The sequence below is a fragment of the Deltaproteobacteria bacterium genome, from assembly GCA_019309045.1.
GTDB lineage: Bacteria > Desulfobacterota > Syntrophobacteria > BM002 > BM002 > JAFDGZ01.
Genome location: JAFDGZ010000013.1, coordinates 13765 through 31936 on the forward strand (window position 1 = coordinate 13765; position 18172 = coordinate 31936).

Annotated in this window: 13 protein-coding genes and 1 tRNA gene; 8 read left to right on the plus strand and 6 right to left on the minus strand. The window is 57.8% G+C overall.

Features of this window, described 5'->3' with window-relative positions:
• Positions 1–125: 125 nt before the first annotated feature.
• From rimI to JRI89_04620, 8 genes are all read left to right on the plus strand, one after another.
• On the plus strand, positions 126–602 hold the full coding sequence (gene rimI / locus JRI89_04585; protein MBW2070513.1) for a ribosomal protein S18-alanine N-acetyltransferase: 477 nt from the start codon (positions 126–128) through the stop codon (positions 600–602).
• Positions 569–4747 carry a hypothetical protein gene (locus JRI89_04590; protein ID MBW2070514.1) on the plus strand — a complete coding sequence of 1393 codons (4179 nt, stop codon included), beginning with the start codon at positions 569–571 and terminating at the stop codon, positions 4745–4747. Before rimI ends, JRI89_04590 begins: the two co-directional genes overlap by 34 nt.
• Positions 4748–5071: 324 nt before the next feature.
• On the plus strand, positions 5072–6337 hold the full coding sequence (locus JRI89_04595) for a glyceraldehyde-3-phosphate dehydrogenase (GenBank protein ID MBW2070515.1): 1266 nt from the start codon (positions 5072–5074) through the stop codon (positions 6335–6337).
• Positions 6338–6436: 99 nt separating this feature from the next.
• The gene (gene gap, locus JRI89_04600) at positions 6437–7444 is read left to right on the plus strand and encodes a type I glyceraldehyde-3-phosphate dehydrogenase (GenBank protein MBW2070516.1); all 1008 of its coding nucleotides are present in this window, start codon (positions 6437–6439) and stop codon (positions 7442–7444) included.
• Positions 7445–7597: 153 nt separating this feature from the next.
• Positions 7598–8788, plus strand: a complete 1191-nt coding sequence (locus tag JRI89_04605; GenBank protein MBW2070517.1) for a phosphoglycerate kinase — start codon at positions 7598–7600, stop codon at positions 8786–8788.
• 121 nt (positions 8789–8909) lie between these two features.
• Entirely contained in the window at positions 8910–9674 is a 765-nt protein-coding gene (locus JRI89_04610; GenBank protein MBW2070518.1) for a triose-phosphate isomerase, read from the plus strand.
• Between the two features lie 50 nt (positions 9675–9724).
• A complete protein-coding gene (secG, locus tag JRI89_04615; protein MBW2070519.1) occupies positions 9725–10102 on the plus strand; it encodes a preprotein translocase subunit SecG in 378 nt (125 codons plus the stop codon).
• A gap of 6 nt (positions 10103–10108) precedes the next feature.
• A tRNA-Leu gene (locus JRI89_04620) sits at positions 10109–10194 on the plus strand.
• A 34-nt stretch (positions 10195–10228) separates the two neighbouring features.
• Here the strand turns inward: JRI89_04620 and JRI89_04625 are convergent.
• From JRI89_04625 to glnA, 6 genes are all read right to left on the minus strand, one after another.
• On the minus strand, positions 10229–10660 hold the full coding sequence (locus JRI89_04625; GenBank protein ID MBW2070520.1) for a PIN domain-containing protein: 432 nt from the start codon (positions 10658–10660) through the stop codon (positions 10229–10231).
• A complete protein-coding gene (locus JRI89_04630) occupies positions 10647–10892 on the minus strand; it encodes a CopG family transcriptional regulator (protein MBW2070521.1) in 246 nt (81 codons plus the stop codon). Before JRI89_04630 ends, JRI89_04625 begins: the two co-directional genes overlap by 14 nt.
• 213 nt (positions 10893–11105) lie before the next feature.
• Positions 11106–11750: an endonuclease III gene (locus JRI89_04635; protein MBW2070522.1), complete on the minus strand. Its 645-nt coding sequence runs from the start codon at positions 11748–11750 to the stop codon at positions 11106–11108.
• 1 nt (position 11751) lies between these two features.
• The gene (locus tag JRI89_04640) at positions 11752–12489 is read right to left on the minus strand and encodes a type 1 glutamine amidotransferase (GenBank protein MBW2070523.1); all 738 of its coding nucleotides are present in this window, start codon (positions 12487–12489) and stop codon (positions 11752–11754) included.
• A complete protein-coding gene (locus tag JRI89_04645; protein MBW2070524.1) occupies positions 12490–16302 on the minus strand; it encodes a glutamate-ammonia-ligase adenylyltransferase in 3813 nt (1270 codons plus the stop codon).
• Between the two features lie 133 nt (positions 16303–16435).
• Positions 16436–17860 (minus strand): type I glutamate--ammonia ligase, encoded by a 1425-nt coding sequence (glnA, locus tag JRI89_04650; GenBank protein MBW2070525.1) that lies wholly within the window; start codon positions 17858–17860, stop codon positions 16436–16438.
• Between the last annotated feature and the right edge of the window lie 312 nt (positions 17861–18172).

An 18172-nucleotide genomic window follows, 5' to 3' on the forward strand; every position in this document is an offset into this window, starting at 1 on the left:
AGGTCAGCAGCGACAGGCTGCCAGCAAGGCACTGCTCTGTTCTCCGGGCGCACTCAACAGCGACACCTGTTTCCATGAAGCAAGACTGCAGCTATTCACAGCTTACCTTCAGAGCAATGCATCCCATGGACCTCCCCGAGGTCTTGGCCATAGAGAGGACGAGTTATGTCAATCCCTGGACAGCGGAGCTCTTTCTGGCCGAAATGGCCAAGAGTCATGCGGGACAGCGAGTGGCCAGGCTTGCCACAGGGCTAGAGGCAGGCACCATTGTCGGCTATATCTGCTACTGGCTGGTGGTGCCCGAGATAGAAATTGTCAACCTGGCGGTGCACGCTGCTCACCGAGGATGCGGCCGCGGCCGAAAACTTCTGCTGCATGCTCTCGGTTTGGCATATAATAAAGGTGTCAGACTGGCGACGCTGGAGGTCCGCCGAGGCAATGAAGCAGCCCGTTTTCTCTATGAGAGGCTGGGCTTCCGAACAGTGGCCGAACGCGCCAATTACTATGCCGAGTATGGGGATGCAGCCCTGATCCTGCAGCTGCAGATGGATCATAGGTGGTGGCACAGATGGCAGCAGAATTGTTCACTTCCGAGGCGCTGAGAATCAACCTGCAGAAAACCAGGGTGCGGGTGGACATCGAGCCGCGCTACCAGATCCTGGCCGAGGTGGTGCGTCAGTATGCCGGCATCGAACAGCAGACGCGAAAGATGCTGCTGGAGTTGAGCCATCCCTATAGAAATTGGGCCTATGTGGTGCAGGAGGCGCGCCGCTACGGCCTGAAGAACTTCGGCATTTACCTGAGCCATGCCAGAGGCGCCACAGTATTCTCCCTGCTGGCAGATATTTTTCTAGAGGCCATAAACAGCTGCCGCGACCGTCAGACCCAGGTGCAGGCGGCAGACAATCTCATCGTCCTGGTGGAGCGTCTGGCGGCAGACGGCACAGGCCGGGTGCAGCAGTACGGCGGCGTCCTGCAGCAGGTGCTGGCCAACATGGCTGCTTTGCCGGCTGACAGCTTTTTCCTGGTAGCCAGCAGCTATTACTCCCTGAAAAAGATCGGCAGGCATCTACTGGAAGACTGGCGTGGGGTCATGGACCTGGACAGCTATTGCAGGCTGGTTAGCAGAGCCCTGGGCACCGCCTATGAGTACTGGCTGGAGCAGGAGGACCCTCAGAAGTGGTTCGCCGACCAGGCTGACCAGTGGTGGGATCAGCAGGAGCATGGCCCCCCACTTGCCCCTGTTTCTCACCAGCGGCTGCAAATTCTCAGACGACAATTGCAGGAGATTGAAAGCAGCGGAACTGCGGTCGCCAGAACAGAGCGCCTCCTTGAACTGCCAGACTACATGGACATTGTGCGCTATTATGAAAGGCTGCCCTCTCTGCTCGGCAGTGACCGACCGTTTCCCAAAGTGCTCATACTCTACAAGATCATCGAGAACAGAGGACTGGAAGTCATTCATGAAGACAGCCTGCGGCAGATCAACTACTCCCTGGCCCAGATCATCCAGCAGCAGCCTCTCCAGGTGCTCAGCGCCTTTCTAGAGCGCACCTTCTCGGTACTGCAAACAAGCAAGAAACTCCATCCTGAGCGGGCCCTCACCTGCATAGCCACCATTGGCAAGGAGGTGTTCAAGACAGGAAATCGTCGTCTCATCGACCAGTTCCTGGGGCTCACCATCTCTGCTGGCTTCGAGTTTCCCGGCAGCTATGCGGTAAGCGTTGACTGGCAGCTGTTGACCAATCCTGTCCATATTCACAATATCCGGGTGTGGCTGGAAATCATTGCCCATGATCCCAGGCAGGCGCCCCGGCTGCTCTCCGCCCTGCTGGTAAATCTTGCCCTGGGAGGAGTCTGTATTCGGGACACTGATATTTTCCAGAGGGATGTGAGCAAGCTTCTCAACAGCCGGATAGAGCCGGTGTACAACCTGGTAAAGCAGCTCGCCCGGGTGTTTCCAGTGTATTTCAATGAAATTGGTGCTGAGGGCAGGCTGCGCGAAGTTTCCACGGAAATCGACGAACTCTGCCGCCGGAAGGATCCCCTTATCCACTTCTTGCGCAAATTGAGTCACGTGGAGAGCAGTAACACCATTGTCGATTTCATGAACGCCATTGCTCTCTACTGGTTGTCCAAAGATCCCGAAGCAGTGCGCCATTTTGTGCCCGTGGAGATTTACCAGCAGCTTCAGCCGCAGGGACCCTATATTGACGAGGCGCACCTTGTCTTGCGCCGGCTGTTCGAGGCACACGGGCTGCAGCAGCCCAGAGATCTCCTCAAATTGGACCTGGAGCGATTGGCAACTCACCTGGAGCGCATTGCCGGGGCCTCGGCCCGCGAAAAGAAGCGAGTTGCTCTCTTTGTGGAGTTCTACCATCTTCTGGCCCAGAAGTATCAGAGCGGAATTCAGGATGTGGTCAGCGAACTGCAAAGAGCACAGCAGCTGGGCATGCCGGCTGCTGCAGAGCTGATCCAGCGGTTGAACTCTGCAGAGAGCTCTCAGCAGTTGCTTGCCCTGCTCGACTACCTGGAAAAGCTGAAAGAGATTATTCTCTCCGAGAAGCAGACGAGCGGTTTTGCCAACATCTATCGCAAGCGCCACATTGCAGTGGATATACCCTCTCTGTACGGCACCTACCATGAAAGAAAGTTTGATGCCCTGGGGCTTAGCTTCCGTCTAGAAAACGTGGCCAATACTCTCTTTACCGAGAGGATGGCTGCCATGAACCTGCGCTTTGTTACCCGGGCAACCTTTTTTCAGATCAGCAAGTTCATCAAGCTTCTCATTCGGGCCCTGGAGCTGGAGGGTATCAACTGTCGTCCTTTGAAAAAGCAGCTGGCGCTTCTCGACAAGGCCCTGGAAATCAGACGTTTCAGTTATTCCCAATATCTCGATATTTTCCGCGGCTTTTCCCTGGCTATTAAACAGATTATTGCTACCTACTATCAGCACCCGCATCAGGACAACCTCAACCTGGTGCTGCAGAGTCTGACTGCCAACCAGCTGGTGCCCCGCTATCGACTTGGCAGTGACAGCGAGAGCCAGGGAGACTTTATCCACAAGGTCTCGGAGGCCTTGCTGCGGGACCTGGTAGCCCGTACATTCGGTCTGCAGTGTTTTGATAATCTCATCAGCAGGGTCATCAATACCTTGAACAAGCAGAGGGTATCTTTGGACACGCAGCGGTTGGATCTTCTCATGAGTTACGATCCTGAGAAGGCCCTGTGCTCCATTGTCAAACCCAACAAGCTCACCTACGATCTCATTCATCTGGGCAGCAAGGGCTATAATCTGGTGGTGCTGGCCGAATACGGCATTCCGGTTCCCGAAGGCTTCATCGTCACCACGGAGATCTACCGCTGCTTCGAGGTGCTGCAGGCATTTCCGCCCGCCTTCCAGGATTTTCTCCAGCGGGTCGCCGAGCACATCAGCTCCCTGGAGGCGGCCACGGGCTGCTGCTTCGGCCGGGCTGCCAGACCTCTGCTGCTATCGGTGCGCAGCGGTGCCGCCGTGTCCATGCCCGGTATGATGAACACTTTCCTCAATGTGGGCATCAATGAGGAAATCGTCGAAGGCCTCATCCAGGAGACCGGTGAATGGTGGTTCGCCTGGGACAGTTATCGACGCTTCCTGCAATCGTGGGGCATGGCCTTTGGCATGGATCGAGACGAGTTCGACACCATCATGAACGACTACAAACAGCGGTACGGCCGCGAGTTGAAGCGGCAGTTCAGCCGCAGGGAGATTCGAGAGGTTGCCAGGGCCTATCGGGGCGCTCTGCAGCACAGGGGTGTTGCCCTGACGGACGATCCCCACGAGCAGCTGCGAACCGCCATTGTCCAGGTAATGAAGTCCTGGCAGAGCCCCAAGGCCAGGACCTATCGTGAAATCATGGGCATCTCGGACAACTGGGGCACTGCCGTTACTGTACAGGCAATGGTCTACGGAAATCTGGACACGAATTCCGGGGCGGGCGTCGCCTTTACCCACAATCCAAGAAAAATGGACGACCGGCTGCATCTCTGGGGGGACTTCACGCTCGGCAACCAGGGAGAAGACGTGGTGGCCGGCCTGGTCAAGACGCTGCCCCTGTCTGAAGAGCAGAAGGTCGCTGAAGGACGCAGCGAAGAGATCTGCCTGGAGAGCCGCTTTCCAGAGATTTACAGCCGGCTGCAGGAGCTGGCTGAGCGGTTGATTGCCGAACATGGCTGGGGTCCGCAAGAAATCGAGTTTACTTTTCAGGGAGGCGGCGGCAATGGCCTGTTTGTCCTGCAGTCAAGAGATATGCACAGACCGACCTCGCGGCGCTACTGCATCTTTTCCAAGGCTGCCCGGCTGGAGGAAGCCTATCTCAGCAGCGGCATCGGGGTCAGCGGCGGCGCTCTCAGCGGCAGGGCTGTGTTCAACCTGGGCGAGATCGAACGCTATCGGCAGGAGGCGCCCGGCGAGCCGTTGATCCTCGTCAGGGCGGATACCGTGCCTGACGACATCAAGGAGATATCTGCGGCAGACGGCATCCTCAGCGCCCGGGGCGGCGCCACTTCCCATGCGGCCATTGTTGCCTATCGTCTGGGCAAGACCTGTGTGGTTGGCTGCGATCAGCTGCGGGTGTGGGAGAATGAATCTCGCTGCCTGTTGCGGCAGCATGAAATTAGAGCGGGAGACCCGCTGAGCATCGACGGCCGCAGCGGCGCCATTTATCTGGGTAGACAGCCCACAGAGACCGTGGAATTGTGGCAGTGAGCGCCTGCCGGGTTTGTGGACAGACAGGCTCTGACATGCGTGGCAGTCAAGGCCTGCTGCAGGTGGTGCCGGTTGTGGCTGCGGCTCGTCTGCTGCCGGGCAGGCCCCGGGCTCTGTGCCGGCGGAGGCTGCCGGTGACACCGTTTACTGCTCGTTTTGGGGATTTACATTTTCGGGCAGTTGGGCTAAGCTAACAGTCAGTAGCCTCGTCACGAGGCAGCGGGCTGAAGCCATTTTCGAGGGGAGCCGGGCGGGCTCTTTTTTCATCTTTCTTCCTATTTTTCATCAGGCAGCAGAAAAACGTCACCTTGCTAGGGGTTGTCTATGAACGGTGCCAGCACACATGACGGCAAAGGTTCTCATGTCAAACTGGGAATCAACGGCCTGGGGCGCATTGGCAAGCTGAGCCTGTGGCATCAGGTGGAGCGAGGCTACTTTGCCGAAATCGTGGTGAACACAGGACGGCCTGCAGGCCGCAGTCTGGAAGACATAGCCCTTTTCATAGAAAAGGATTCTACCTACGGCAGTCTGCACCACTATCTCTATGGCTGCCGGGCCAGGCGTGTTATCGAGCAGCTGGATGAGAGCAGCGGCCGCATGCTCATCAACGGCATCCCGGTGACCGTGCTGCGCCAGCATCGAAATCCTCGCCATCTCGACTGGCGGCAGCATGGAGTGGAGCTGGTGCTCGATGCCACTGGCAAGTTTCGAGATCCAACTCTGCCAGCCGAGCACGAGGGCGGCTCAGCGCGGGGGCATCTTGCTGCCGGCGCCAAGAAGGTGGTCATTTCTGCGCCATTCAAAATAAGCGAAGCGGCTGGCAGCCTGCCGGATGATGCAGTCACCACCATTGCCGGCATCAATGACACGGACTATGATCCCCAACGGCATGTGATCGTCTCGCATGCCTCCTGCACCACCACCTGTCTGGCCTACATGCTGAAGCCTCTCATCGACAGCTTCGGTGTGGACCGCATTCTGTCGGTTTCCATGGCCACGGTGCACGCCAGTACTGGCAGCCAGCAGGTTCTCGACCACCTGCCCAAGGCGGGTGCCAAAGATTTGCGGAGAAACAGGAGCATCTTCAACAATATCATCCTGACGTCTACCGGGGCAGCGCAGGCCCTGGCGCAAGTTCTGCCCGAGATGAGGAAGATCCCCTTTATCGCTGAATCCGTCCGCATACCGATCAATACTGGCTCCCTCATCATTCTGGTGGTCAATTTTCAAGAAATGCCAGACCGGCCATATGTGGACAGAGAGCAGATAAACAGGGTTTACCGCGAACACGCTGCTCTTGATCCCAGGGGTTATTTGCGCTACACGGAAGAGCAGAACGTTTCCAGCGATATTATTGGCCTCCAGGGAGTGGCTGCCACCATAGAGGGTCACGAGACGCACACTCGCACTGCGGCTGTGGCCATAGACCTCTCGCGGGCTCTACCCGGCGACATGGTGCAGAGACTGCCCGAGACCACTCTGGAGATACCCATTACCAAAGCGGTCATCTATGGCTGGTATGACAATGAATTGGGCTCCTATAGCTCCATGCTGGCTGACAGATTGATCAGCATGGCTGAGCTGCTTTGAGTTGCGGCTGCTGGGGGTGCTGGCAGTAATTGTTCACAGGTAACGGCAGAGTCGACAAACAATGTACATATGAGCGCTTGATCATGGGGAGGAAAAGCAATGGCTGTTAAAGTTGGTATCAATGGTTTCGGTAGAATTGGTCGTACTGCGATGAAAATTGCCGCCCGGGAACCCGGGCGGGTGGAAGTGATGGGCGTCAATGACCTGGGAACCCCGGAGGAGCTGGCCCACCTGCTGCGCTACGACTCATCACACGGGCGCTTCGACATTCCCGTGGAGGTCAGAGACGGCAATCTGGTGGTGGGCGGCAAAGAGATTCGCTGCACTCAGATCCCCCAGCCCGAGAATCTCCCCTGGAAGGAGCTTGGCGTGGAGGTGGTTCTGGAGTGCACTGGACGCTATCGCGACAAAGAATCCTGCATGGCCCATCTGCAGGCAGGGGCTCGCAAGGTGATCATCAGTGCCCCGGCGAAAAACGTCGATGCCACCTTTGTGCTGGGGGTGAACGAGGAAGACTATGATCCCAGGAATCATACGGTGGTCTCAAATGCCTCCTGTACCACCAATTGTCTGGCTCCAGTGGCCAAAGTACTGCACGACACCTTCAACATTGAACATGGCTTGATGACCACCATCCACTCCTACACCATGGACCAGAGGCTGCTGGACACCCTGCACAAGGACTGGCGCCGGGCGCGGGCTGCAGCCCTTTCCATGGTCCCCACCACCACTGGTGCTGCTGTGGCAGTGTCGCTGGTGATACCCGAGCTCAAAGGCAAGCTGGACGGCATGGCCATTCGGGTGCCTACTCCCAATGTGTCCCTGGTCGACCTGGTGGTGCGGGTAAGCCGCGAGGTTACGGTGGCTGAGGTGAACGGCGCCATGGAGGAGGCTGCCAACGGCCGCTTGCAGGGAATCCTGGGCTACAATACTGAACCGCTGGTATCTGTCGACTTCAACACCAGTTCTTATTCTTCCATTGTGGACGCCCCTCTGACCAATGTGATCGACGGCAGAATGGTGAAGGTGTTGAGCTGGTACGACAACGAGTTTGGCTACGCCAACCGCCTGGTGGATCTGGCCCACTACATTGGTGAACGACTGTAAAAGGTGTTGCTGCCCTCCCAGGGAACGGCAGCGCCAGAAAGGGCAGCAATATTCAACGAAGAGATGGGTTTGCAGGCACTCTGACGTTAGGCGGCTCTCCGCAGCCGCCAGATTGGCCTGTACCGCAGCACAACTAGCATGAGGGAGACCTCCATGAATATTCGCAGCATTGATGAGATGCCGCTTGCTGGCAAGAGGGTGTTCATGCGCGTTGATTTCAACGTCCCTTTGAGCGCCGACGGCAAGGTGGCCGACGATCACAGGCTGCAGGCCGCCCTGCCGAGCATCCGCTACAGTCTGGAGCAGGGCGCCCGTCTGGTGCTGGCCTCTCATATGGGCAGACCCAGGGGCAAGAAAGTGGCTGAGTTAAGTCTAGCTCCAGCCTGCCAGCAGTTGGACAAGCTCCTGGGGCAGCCGGTAAAGCTGGCCCCTGACTGCATCGGCGCCGAGGTGGAGCAGCTGGTCTCTTCCCTGGCTGGAGGAGAGGTTCTTCTGCTGGAGAACCTCCGCTTTCATCCTGGTGAAGAAGCCAATGATCCCCAGTTTGCCCGCTCTCTCGCCAGGTTGGCGGATGTCTATGTAAATGACGCCTTTGCAGTGAGCCACCGAGCCCACGCCTCCACAGTGGGCATCACCGAGTTCGTTTCGTCCTGCGGCGCTGGCTTTCTTCTGAAAAAGGAGCTGGAGTACTTTGAGCGCACCATGGAGAATCCCCAGAGACCCGTGGCAGCGGTCCTCGGTGGGGCAAAGGTATCCACCAAGCTTCCTGTGCTCAGACGGTTCGCCGAGCGAGTGGACCGCCTGATCATCGGCGGCGCTCTGGCCAACACCTTTCTCAAATCTCAGGGTGCTGATCTGGGTGACTCCCGGGTGGAGACCCAGCTGCTGGCGGAGGCCGAGCAGGTGCTGCACCTGGCGCGCCAGCGAGGAGTGCAGGTTTATCTGCCGGTTGACTTTGTCATTGCCCGGGAGCTGACTGCCGGCACAGCTACCAGAGTGGTGCCTGCGGCTCAGGTGCCGCCTGGCTGGTCCGCCTTCGATGTGGGGCCCGAGAGTCGCAAACTCTTTCAGGAAGCTCTGGCAGGGGCGAGGACCATCATCTGGAACGGACCCCTGGGTGCCTTTGAAACAGCGGGATTCGAGGGCGGCACCATGGCCATGGCCGCCAGTGTGGCGGCAAGCGATGCGGTCAGTGTGGTGGGCGGCGGCGATACAGATCTTGCCCTCCACATGGCGGGATTGGTGCAAGAGGTCTCCTACGTGTCCACCGGAGGCGGCGCTTTCCTGGAGCTTTTTCAGGGCAAGGTGCTGCCGGGCGTGGCAGCCCTGGAAAGCTGCAGGTAAACGACACTCGAGTGGTGGCAGAGGAAACAGCAGGAGCAGGCCTCCTGCCGCTCCGCACTCAGACAAGGCGAGAAACAGCTGAACGGCTTTTGGCCAACCGCCGAGATGAAAGGAGAAGGATATGTCGCCTCGTACACCTTTGCTGGCCGGAAACTGGAAGATGCATTTTACTGTGGCAGAAGCATTGACGCTGGTGCGGGAACTCGAAGACGGCCTGCAGAAGTTGGACGACCGCCAGGTGGTGGTGGCGCCGCCCTATACAGCCCTGGCCGAGGTGTCTCGGGTGCTGGCGGGCAGCCCCATTGAAGTGGCCGCCCAGAACTGCCACTGGGAGAGCCAGGGCGCCTACACCGGAGAAGTTTCGGTCGGCATGCTGGCGGATGTGGGCTGCCGCTATGTGATCGTTGGCCATTCGGAGCGGCGCCAGTATTTCGCAGAAACTGATGAAAGCGTCAATCTCAAGGTCAAGGCCGTTATCGAGGGAGGCCTGACAGCCATTGTCTGTGTTGGCGAAACCCTGGCCGAGCGCCAGGCCGGCAATACCCTGAAAGTCCTGGAGAGGCAGCTGCTGGGAGCCTTTGCAGGCCTCAGCGAACAGCATGAGTTCAGTCGGCTGGTGCTTGCCTATGAACCAGTGTGGGCTATTGGCACCGGCCAGACGGCCACCACAGAACAGGCCCAGGAAGCGCATGCCTTCCTTCGCGGCAAGCTGGCAGAGCGCTTCAACAAAAATGTTGCAAACGAGATCCGTATATTGTATGGTGGCAGCGTCAAACCCGAGAATGTGGATGCGCTGATGGCGCAGCCTGACATCGACGGCGCTCTGGTTGGCGGAGCGAGCCTGCAGGCGGCCTCCTTCAGGCGCATTGTTGCCTTTGAGACCTAGGCGGCTGCTGCTGCCAGAGATGCTTTTTTTGAGAGGAGAAGAACGATTTCATGCAGACCATACTGGTAATAGTGCATGTGCTTATAAGTATTGCACTCATCATAGTTGTTTTGCTGCAAACTGGTAAAGGCGCCGACATCGGCGCAGTATTCGGCGGCTCCTCGCAGACGCTGTTCGGCTCCAGCGGAGGCAGTACTTTTTTCAGTAAACTCACCACCATAGTGGCAATCATTTTTATGCTCAGCTCACTCACCCTGGCCTATCGCTCTCACCAGTATGGTGGGGAGTCGGTGATGAGCAACGTCAAGCCTGCGGCCACGGCGCCCGCCAGTACAGAGGGGCAGGCCGAACCTGCCAAGGCGGCAGCTCCTGCAGCCCCGGAGGCAGCAAAGAGCAGCCCGCCTGCCGCAGAAAAGGCGGCCAAGTAAGCATGTGCCGAAGTGGTGGAATCTGGTAGACACGCCATCTTGAGGGGGTGGTGGGGAGACCCGTGCCGGTTCGAGTCCGGCCTTCGGCACCACTAAGAATAGAAAGCCACCGGAAAGGTGGCTTTTTTATTGGCTCATGATAAAGGGATTTTTTATGGTCAGGCCATTGATGACCTGGCCGTCCTGGAGGTCTTCCGATAAGAGGACTGCGGCGCCGCCTGCGATTGCTGCTGCAATAATCATGGAATCCCAGAAAGAGTATTGAAATTTTATAGAGATTTCTATTGCTTCAATGATAGAGTCGCCAGTATTGACCACCACCTGCCACTTTAGAAAATCTTGCACGATTTCCCTGGCCTGTTGCGCATCCATTGGTTTAGGTATTTTCTGCACCACGTTCACAAAGAATTCCTGGAGAACCTGCGTGCTGATCATGCCGAAACCTGAATTCCAGAGGCCAGCCAGAATATCTCGGGCAGCTTCGCGTTTCCTGTCTGCGCTTAAATCGTAGGCGTAGATTATGATGTTCGTGTCGATAAAGGTTTTATTCTCTAGCATGGAGTTCATCCCGGCTTGTTTGCACCTGCCCCCCAGTTCCTAAATCCAACCCTTTTTCAAGAAGCCTCAATTGCCTTATCCTCGCCTTATTGTAAGCAGTCTGCTCTCTCACCTTCTGTTCCAATGATTCTCTCAGGAGTTGGCTGAGTGATTTGTCCTGACGGGCAGCAATAATCTTGGCCTGCTTCAGCAGGTGTTTAGGGATGGACAATGTTACGTTTTGCTTCTCCATAGGTTCCAGGCTCCTCGGCTGGTTACACGTAAATATGTGTATCACATTTTTATGTGCAAGTCAATCCAGATCAGTCAATGGGGAATTTGATCAAGATTTTCTCTTGTTACACCTCAGAAACAAGGCCTGCCTGTGGAGTAGTTGAACCATTGAAGCAGCTGGGTTGCCACATCCTCTAGCGTCATGCCTGCGGCCGCTAATGGGGCCACAACATCACTTCTCACCTTTGTTTTGCCTTCCATAAACACACAACCCCTTTATGGGACAACGGCGGCACTGGGGGCTGATTGGCCTGCAGATGTTCTGGCCGTGTTTCACCATGAGTTCGTTGTAGATCATGATGTAGCGGGGCGGCACTATTTTCCACAATTCCTGCTCGCTTTGCTCTGCCGTATCGGTGTCGATGAGGCCGATGCGGTTGGCTATCCTGTGCACATGGGTGTCCACGGGCAGAGCCGGCTTTCTGAAGCCGTACACCATGACGCAGCCTGCCGTCTTCCTCCCCACCCCCGGCAGGGCGGTAAGTTCGGCAAAGGTAGTGGGAGTCCTGCCGCCATGCTCTTCGACGATTATCCGGCTGATGAGGCGGATGCGCTCTGCTTTGGTTCTGTAATAGTTTACCGGTCTGATGAGTCGGGCTACCTCTGCCAGAGGAGCTCCAGCCAGGGTTTCAGCCGAAGGGTAGCGGCCGAACAGGGCCCTTGCTGCCTCGTCTGTCTTCTCGTCGCGGGTTCTCTGGGAGAGCACCGTCCCTATGAGCACCTGAAAAGGTGTCTGCCGCGTGTGCCAGTTCCAGGGTTTGCTGCCGTAGGTCTCCAGAAGGAGCTGCAGGATTTTTTCTGTTTGCCGGCGTCTCATCTCAGCTGGAAGCTTGTTGGGTGATGTGGACGAAGTTTTCAAAAATGACCTGGAACTGTGCCGCCATGATCACTTCCTGTTTTGCCGCATCTTCGAGCACCCGGCTGTGATCAACTGCCGGAGGCTGGGCCAGCCAGTGGCGGTCTCCCTGCAGCCAGGCCGCAGCATCCACCCTGGAGCCGGCGTGGTTGTCAAACTGCATGCCAATGATGTGCGGCCGCCCCTGCACCGAGATGGCCTCCACATGGCATTCCTCCGAATTTACCAGGACTTGCACCTGCTCCGGTGTGGGAGGCAGCACAGCCTGGGCATGCCATTTGAAGAGAGGGAAGCGGTCAGGCAGATTGTCGAAAAGGGGGTGGGCCCGGCCTGCCTCGGTGAGCTGTCCTTCAATAAAGCCGATGCTGCGGCATTTGTTCGGCCCCACGCGGCAGCCGAGCACCTGGGCCAGCAATTGATGGCCGAGACAAAAGCCAAGATAGGCTTTGTCTTCTGACAGCACCTGACGGATCGCCTCTTTTTCGGCCCGCAGGAAGGGATAGCGCTCCTCCTCGTCCACGTTGGGGCTGCCTCCCAGGATTATGAGGCCGGCATAAGGGGCGAGCGCAGGCAGGGGTTGCCGCCAGAGCCGGCACACCTCCAGATCCACCTGGCACCTGGCAGCGGCGCTGATGAGGTGCTTTCCCGGCCCCTCCCAGGCCATGTGCTGGCATACTAGAAAGCGGTTGGCGGCTGGCATCTACTCTCCTCCTTTTCCTTCAACAAGCAGGGTGGCGTAATGGCTTCGCACGCGGCTCTGGCAGGCTTCCAGCTCTGCCAGCAGGGTGGCCGCTGTGGCATCCATGCCGAGAACTCTCCTGGCCAGGGCGGTCAATTCAGCCTCATCCCTGGGCAGCATGTGTATCTGTCGGTCTTCGAGGATCTGCAGGCAGTGCTCCACACGGCGCAGAAAGAGATAGTCCTGGCGCAGCTCCGCGGCAGCTCTCTCAGGGAGCAGCTGGTGCTGCTGCAAAACCGCCAGCGCCTTGAGGGTGTTGCCCTCGATGAGCTGGGGAAAGTCCGGCGCGTGCACGAGCTGCAAACCCTGAACCAGAAATTCCACGTCGCGCAGACCTCCCACGCCACTCTTCACATCTGTTCCCCCGGAAAGGATGGTTTTCCTGGCGGCTGCCGAGCGCATCTTCTCGATGGACTCGACAATATCTCGCGCTCGACGGCGCTGCCGCAGTATGGGCTGCAGCTGCTCGAGGAAGCGCTCGCCGATTTGCAGATTTCCCGCCACCGGGCGGATTTTCAAGGCGGCCTGGATTTCCCACAGGGAGGCGCTCTGCCGATAGTAGTCCACAAGTGCTGCCAGAGACTGGGCCAGCTCACCGGCGCGCCCGTAGGGGCGCAACCGCAGGTCCACCCTGTAGGCATAGCCTTCTTCCGTGTGCCTGGAAAGATCCAGGGCTGTCCGCTCTACGATCCAGGTAAAGAGGTATTTCAGCACTGCGGGCTCCAGGCCCAGTTCTGCAGCCACACTTTCAGGGACATCAAAGATTCCCAGCAGATCGATGTCGGAGCTGTAGTTGAGTTCATTGCCTCCCAGCTTGCCAAAGGCGACAAAGCAGAAATGGTCTGCCAGGACTGCCAGGTCCGCGCCTGTCTTCTTCTCGGGCTCAGGCGTGGCCCAGATCCTCTGCAGAACCGCCTCGGTAACTGCCTCGGCCAGGGTGGAAAGTTCTGCGGTAACATCCTCTACGGCTGTGCCCAGATACATGTCGCGGGTGCCAATGCGCAGAATTTCCCGCCGGCGGAAGCGGCGCAGGTGGTTGAGCCAGGCTGCGTGTGTACTGTGGCTGCGGCCTGCTTCTTCGAGTTCCTCTTGCAGGTCCTGCCGTTTTCTCATGTGGTGGAGGTTTTCCGGGATGATAATCCAGTCGAGAAAGCCGGGATTTCTAATCAGGGTGTCGGCCAGAAACTGACTGCCGGCTAAGATGGTCAGCAGAATCTCCAGCCTCATGGGCTGGGAGAGAAGCAGATTGTAGTGAAATTCGGGGCTGGGAAGGGCCAGGATGTAGCGTTCCCAGTTGTTCAGGGCCATGTCGGCATCCGGCGTTCTCTGCAAAACGTCCGTGGCCAGCAGGGCGAGCTTGGCAAAAATATCTCGCCGAGAGCCACTGCCAGCCAGACTGCGAAGATTCAGGTAGGCCCGCCGCCAGTTCTTGAAGCCCGCTGAGGTGAGCACCGCGCGCTGCAGCGGCTCTGGAGTGTCGGCAGAGAGGATCAGATCCGCAACCGAGCCGGTGGCAGGCGCCGGCAGCGCCTCGCGGCCAAAGAAGTGCTCGGCAAAAGCACGCACCGCGGCCATGTGCGCTTCCAGATCCAGGTAGAGCTGCTGGGCAGGCTCCAGGGCGGCGCCGCGGCGATACCCCATGCGGTTGGCGAGAGCAGCACACTCCACCGAGTCCTGCGCCGGCAGGAACAGGTCCCGAGCCGAGCCTCGCAGCATGCGCAGGCAGTTGATCAATTGGCGCAGGAAATCGTAGGCGCTGAGCAGTCTGTCTCCTTCTTCTGCAGTGAGCACGCCGGTATCAGTGAGGGCTAGCAGGGCCTGGCGCAACAGGGGGGTTCTGAGCTGAGGCAAATCCTTGCCGTGGATCACCTGCAGGATTTGCACATTGTATTCCAGGTCTACCAGACCTCCGGGGCTGAATTTGGCGTTCAGTCTGCCGCCGGCAGTCTTCTCCTCGAACTGTTTCTTTCTGAGCTGCCGCAGCTCCTGCAGGTCAATGTTTGCCGAAGCATAGACAAATTCATCTCGCAGTCGTTCAATCTGGGCGCCGAACTGGGCGTCGCCGCCGATGCAGCGAAGCCGAACGAGCGCTAGGCGCTCGTAAGAGTGGCTCGTGCTGCCAGGGCCATAATAGCGGCAAAAGTTCTCCAGGCTGCAGGCCAGGGGCCCGGCACTGCCGTGCGGCCGCAGCCTGAGATCCACGTGAAAGATGCCCTCTCTCTTGGCCCGGATGAACTGGGCCGTCTGCTTGACCAGCAGTTCAAAGAATTCTGAATTGGCAATGGATTTCTGGCCGTCCGTCCAGCCGTTGTCACTGTAGACCACAAGAAATTCAATGTCAGAGGCGTAGCCCAGTGAAGCCCCGCCGAGTTTGCCCAGGCCGAGGATGGCAAATTTGGCCTCCAGGCCGGCGGCGCTGCGAGGGGCCCCGTAGCGGGCCCGCAGGTGCTCATAAGAGAGGCTGGCAGCGGTGCTCACCACCTGTTCCGCCAGCACCGTGAGCCTCCTGGAGAGTTCGTGAAAGTCGACCTGGGCATTGAGAATGTGGTCCAGATCGATGAGGAAGATCTCTCTGTCCTTGAAATCGTTCAATCTCTGAGTCTGCTCTGCCACGGTAGCCGCGTCTCCAAGGGCCTCCTGCAGGCGTGCGGGCAGAGTCTCCAGAGGTTCACTGAAGCGTCGGCCCTCCACAATGGGGCCGAGCATTGGCACCAGGGTTTCATAGTGCAGCCGAATGAAGTCCTCCCAGAGATAATCGCTGGTGCCCAGCAGCCGGGCCAGATCCTGCAAGGTGTGCGGGTTGGAGAGCAGCGCCAGCCATTCCTGCGGGTCATGGCGTCTGGCCACGTCTTTGACCAGGTTTTCGAAGCGGCACAGGGCGGCATAAGGATCCGGCGCCCTGCTCAGGAAATAGGTAAACTGCTTGGTCAGCAATACGGAAAATTTTATCTGGTTGACATGCTCGGGATTCTCCAGCTTGCGGCCGCTGGCATCCACTATGTCGATCTCGTCTTCGATGCGGCCGCTGATTGTTCGGATGCGCACGTGTTCAATGGATACGCCGTGCAAAGAGAGGGCTGTGCTGAGAGAATAGAGGAAGGCGGGAGTGTCCTCCGAGTAGATGAGCAGTCTGGTGCAGTCAGTAGCACTGTTGTCAACTCTGATCTGTACCGGGTAGAGAACCGGTTGTTCAGCTGTCTGGTACTGGGCCAACCGTTTTACCACCATTTCGTTGACCCGGTGTCTCGCTTCCAGGGCAGAGTTGCTGTCGCCGCTCTCGAGCAGCCTGACAATGTCAGACAACTTTTTTTCCACCTCGGCAGCCCAGCTTTCCAGGGTCAGCGAGGTGGCCACTGTGCCGGCGAAGCGGTCGATGATCCTTCTTCTCTTGTCGAAGGGGACCCTGGCCAGGCGCGGCTGCCGCCGCCGTCTTGGATCAGCCCGCTGCGGTTGACGGAGGTGCTGGTAGGTAAAGACGTCCCCGGAGTCGATGTTGAAGCCCATGGCAGCCAGCACTCCAGTAATGAGAGAAAAAAGGCCAGGGTAGTCGAAGCCGATTACCGTACATTCCACCAGGTTGTTCTCTGTCTCGCTTACCAGGACTTCGAGCAGGTGTTCCGGGCGCAGCCGCGATATGGCCCTCAGGTGGGCCGCAATGTGGCTGCGGCTGAAGGTCTCGAAATAGCGGGGATTGAGCCGAGAAAAGTGCTCCTGCACCAGAGTCGGCTCCAGCTCGGGACAATCTTTTTTAACTTCTTCCAGAGTTGGCTGCAAAAGAACCCTCCCTACAGGCAGCTTGTCAGCGGCTTGCCGCTATTGTAGCGCTTCGGCTTGCTGCTGACAAACTGCTCTCTTTGCAGGGAAAAAGAAAAGGGCCCGCAGGCCCTTTCCTGAACCGCAGCGGCAGCTAGATGTCGTAATACATGGCGAACTCCCAGGGATGGGGACGCAGATCCAGTGCCTGCACCTCGTTTTCCATCTTGTAGGCAATCCAGGTGTCGATCACGTCGGCAGTGAAGACATCCCCCTTGAGCAGATAGTCGTGGTCTGCTTCGAGAGCCTCGAGGGCCTCGCGCAAAGAGCCGGGGGTCTGGGGCACTTTGGCAAGCTCCTCGGGGGGCAGATCATAGATGTCCTTGTCTAGGGGTTCCCCGGGGTGGATCTTGTTCTGGATGCCGTCGATGGCAGCCATCAACATGGCTGAGAAGGCCAGATACGGATTGCAGCTGGGATCTGGACAGCGAAACTCCACTCTCTTGGCCTTGGCAGAGGGAGAATACATGGGAATGCGCACTGCGGCGCTGCGGTTGCGGCTGGAGTAGGCCAGGTTCACCGGGGCCTCGAAGCCCGGCACCAGCCTCTTGTAGCTGTTGGTGGTGGGGCTGGTAAAGGCCAGCAGGGAAGGCGTATGCTTCAACAGACCACCGATTACATAGAGAGCCGTGTCAGAGAGGCCGGCATAGCCGTCGCCGGCAAAGAGATTCTGGTTGTCTTTCCACAGAGAAACGTGCACGTGCATGCCGGTGCCATTGTCGTTGAACAGGGGCTTGGGCATGAAGGTGACGGTTTTGTTGTACTTTCTGGCAGTGTTCTTGATCACGTATTTGTACTTCAGCAGGTTGTCAGCCATCTCCACCAGTGGACCGAAGCGCATGTCTATTTCGGCCTGGCCAGCAGTGGCTACCTCGTGGTGCTGGGCTTCCACCTGGATGCCGATGTTTTCCAGGGTCAGGAGCATTTCACTGCGGATATCCTGCAGACTGTCAGTAGGAGGCACCGGGAAGTAGCCTTCTTTGTAGCGGGGCTTGTAGCCGAGGTTGGGGTTTTCGATTCGTCCTGAGTTCCACCTGCCTTCCACGGAGTCGATGTGATAGTAGCCCTCGTGCTCATTCTGGTCGAAGCGGATGTCGTCGAAAATGAAAAATTCTGCTTCAGGGCCGAAATAGGCGGTGTCAGCGATGCCTGTGCCCTTCAGGTATTTTACTGCCTTGCGGGCAATATTGCGGGGGTCGCGGGTGTAGTCTTCGCCAGTGATGGGATCACAGATGTTGCAGATGAGCACCAGGGTTTTGGCAGCAAAGAACGGGTCGATGAAAGCGGTCTCGGGCACGGGTTTGACCAGCATGTCAGATTCATTGATGGCCTGCCAGCCCCTGATGCTGGAGCCGTCGAAGCCGAGCCCTGCTTCAAAAGTGTCCACCTCGATCTCCCTGGGCGGCACCGAGAAATGCTGCCACAGTCCGGGAAAGTCCATGAAACGCAGATCTACAATCTCGATCTTTTCTTTTTCCATCAGGGCCAGGACATCCTGGGGTGTCTGGGGTCTAGTCATTTCTTGATCTCCTCCTTTTTGCTGATTTTATGCAGGTAATTGCCGGGCCTCTCCTGGATCGCTCTTTACGGTGCAGGGAGCGGCACAGTAGCTGTTTTGCTTTCGTCTACAACCGCATGTTGCCCTGTTTCCGCAAGAGCTGTGCCAGCTGGCCCGGCCTGGCCGAATTGATTTAACTGTTTGTAATTCAACAGGTTATGAATTACACCCCTAGATAAAAAAAGACATTTTTGTAAAAAATGATGCTTATAAGTAACAATTTTGTAGTATCATTTGCAGCCAGCCAGAGTGTTCGCCATATTGCCGCCACAT